The sequence below is a fragment of the Candidatus Protofrankia californiensis genome, assembly GCF_900634765.1.
In the GTDB taxonomy this organism is placed as follows: Bacteria; Actinomycetota; Actinomycetes; order Frankiales; family Frankiaceae; genus Protofrankia; species Protofrankia californiensis.
The window spans coordinates 7,043-8,818 of record NZ_CAAAFT010000497.1 but is presented as its reverse complement, the minus strand read 5'-3'; the positions used below and the strand labels follow the sequence as shown (position 1 = coordinate 8,818).

1 protein-coding gene and 1 pseudogene are annotated in these 1,776 nt (G+C 70.2%); both read right to left on the bottom strand.

Going from position 1 to position 1,776, the window contains the following annotated elements:
- Positions 1–458, bottom strand: a pseudogene (locus DD1DGNOD_RS26140) (serine/threonine protein kinase); the annotation flags it as partial.
- A gap of 156 nt (positions 459–614) precedes the next feature.
- The coding region (gene murJ / locus DD1DGNOD_RS26135) for a murein biosynthesis integral membrane protein MurJ (protein ID WP_131771232.1) at positions 615–1,776 on the bottom strand (1,162 nt) is incomplete at its 5' end.

Here is a 1,776-nt window from a genome sequence, read left to right as displayed (position 1 = left end):
GTCGTGGCCTGGTCCGGGCGCAGCGGGCGTTCGGCGGACAGCGCCTGCAGGGAGTTGCCCTCCACCCATTCGCTCACCACATAGGAGACGCGACCGGCCTCGGTGGTGGTCGATGTGGCGTCATACGTCGACGCCGCGCCCGGGTGCACCAGCCGGCCGGAGCCGATGGCGGCTGACAGCAGCATCTCGGCGGCGCGATCGAGGGCCGCGCAGTCCTGCGCGCCGGTGTCGGCGTGCTGCACCACGCGGACGGCGACGGGCCGGGCGAGGATGCGGTCGTCCCCGCGCCACAGGGTGACCGGCCCACGCGCGTGCATGACCGACAGAAGCTGGTAGCGGCCGTCCAGCATGGTGCTGACCGGCAGGGCGGCCGGCCCCGGGGGAGCCATAGGGCCGGTGGCGTCGGAGGACGCAGGTGCCGCCACGGCGCCGGCGTTCCAGGTCGCGCTGCTCGTCACGTCCTTATCGACGTCAACCCGCGGCGGTCGGTTGTGCCCGTCGACCACAGCGCCTCCGTCATCACCGACGCGTCCGGCTGTCGTAGCCGGATGCAGCCTGTTCAGTGTACGAGTCCCCTGACCGGCAGCCGGCCATTGTGTCGGTTGTGGCCGGGATCAGTGTGCCGATCGTGAACCAAATCGGCCACGGACGGTCATGACAAGTGCGGCCATCTCGGGCAACCGCATCCGGACAATGGCCGCCAGGTAGATAGGCACTCCTACCCCGCAGGCAAGGACAACGCTCACACCCGAACCGATCCAGCCCTGGCCGAGGACCATCCGTACCAGGGAGGAGACAGCCGCGGCCACGACCGCGCCCAGCCCTCCGGCGATGGTCACCTGGGTGAGCATGCGCGCGATCCGTCCGGCGTCGATACCTCCCAGGCGGGTCTGCAGCAGTACCGACGAGACCGCGACACCGACCAGGTAGGACGCGGCGAAGGCCAGCGCCAGCGCCACCGACCGGTTCTTGTCGGGCAGCAGCGAGCTCAACGCGGCCGCACAGGCGATGTTGGTGGCGACGACCCCCATGTTGATCAATGCGGGGGTCCGGCTGTCCTGGTGGGCGTAGAACACCCGCAGCTGCACCTGGAACAGGGAGAACGGCACCAGGGCGACCGCGAACGCGGCCAGGGTGTCACCGATACGCACGGCCCCGGCGTAGCTCACGGCGCCATGGTTGAACACCGCGACCGCGATCGGGCGGCCCAGCGCCAGCAGCACGAGCGCCGCCGGCACGATCACCACCGCCGCCAGCCGCGTCCCGGTGGACAGGTCCTGGCGGACCAGATCGCTGCGGTTGTCCGCGGCATGCGCGCTCATCCGCGGCAACAGCGCGGTGATCACCGATACGGCGATGACGGCGTAGGGGAGCTGGAAGATCTGGTACCCGTAGGTATAGACGGTGTACGCCGTCGCGGAGCTGGCAAGGCGCACGATGACCAGGTAGCCGACCTGGCTGACCGCCACGTAGAGCAGCGTCCAGCCGGCCAGGCGCATCGCCCGGCGCAGCCCGGGGTGGGAGAGGTCCAGCCGCGGCCGGTAGCGGAAACCGACTGCCCGCAGTGACGGCAGCAACGCGAGCGTCATGATCACGACGCCGAGTGTCGTGCCGGCGGCGAGGACCGTGATCTGGGCGTCGCTGATCCCGGCGACCGTGGGGGGACGTGGCCCGGGCACGAAGATGAACGCCACGCAGGTCGCGATCACGATCAGGTTGTTGAGCACCGGCACGAACATCGGCGCGGCGAACGACTGGCGGACGTTGAGGATCGCC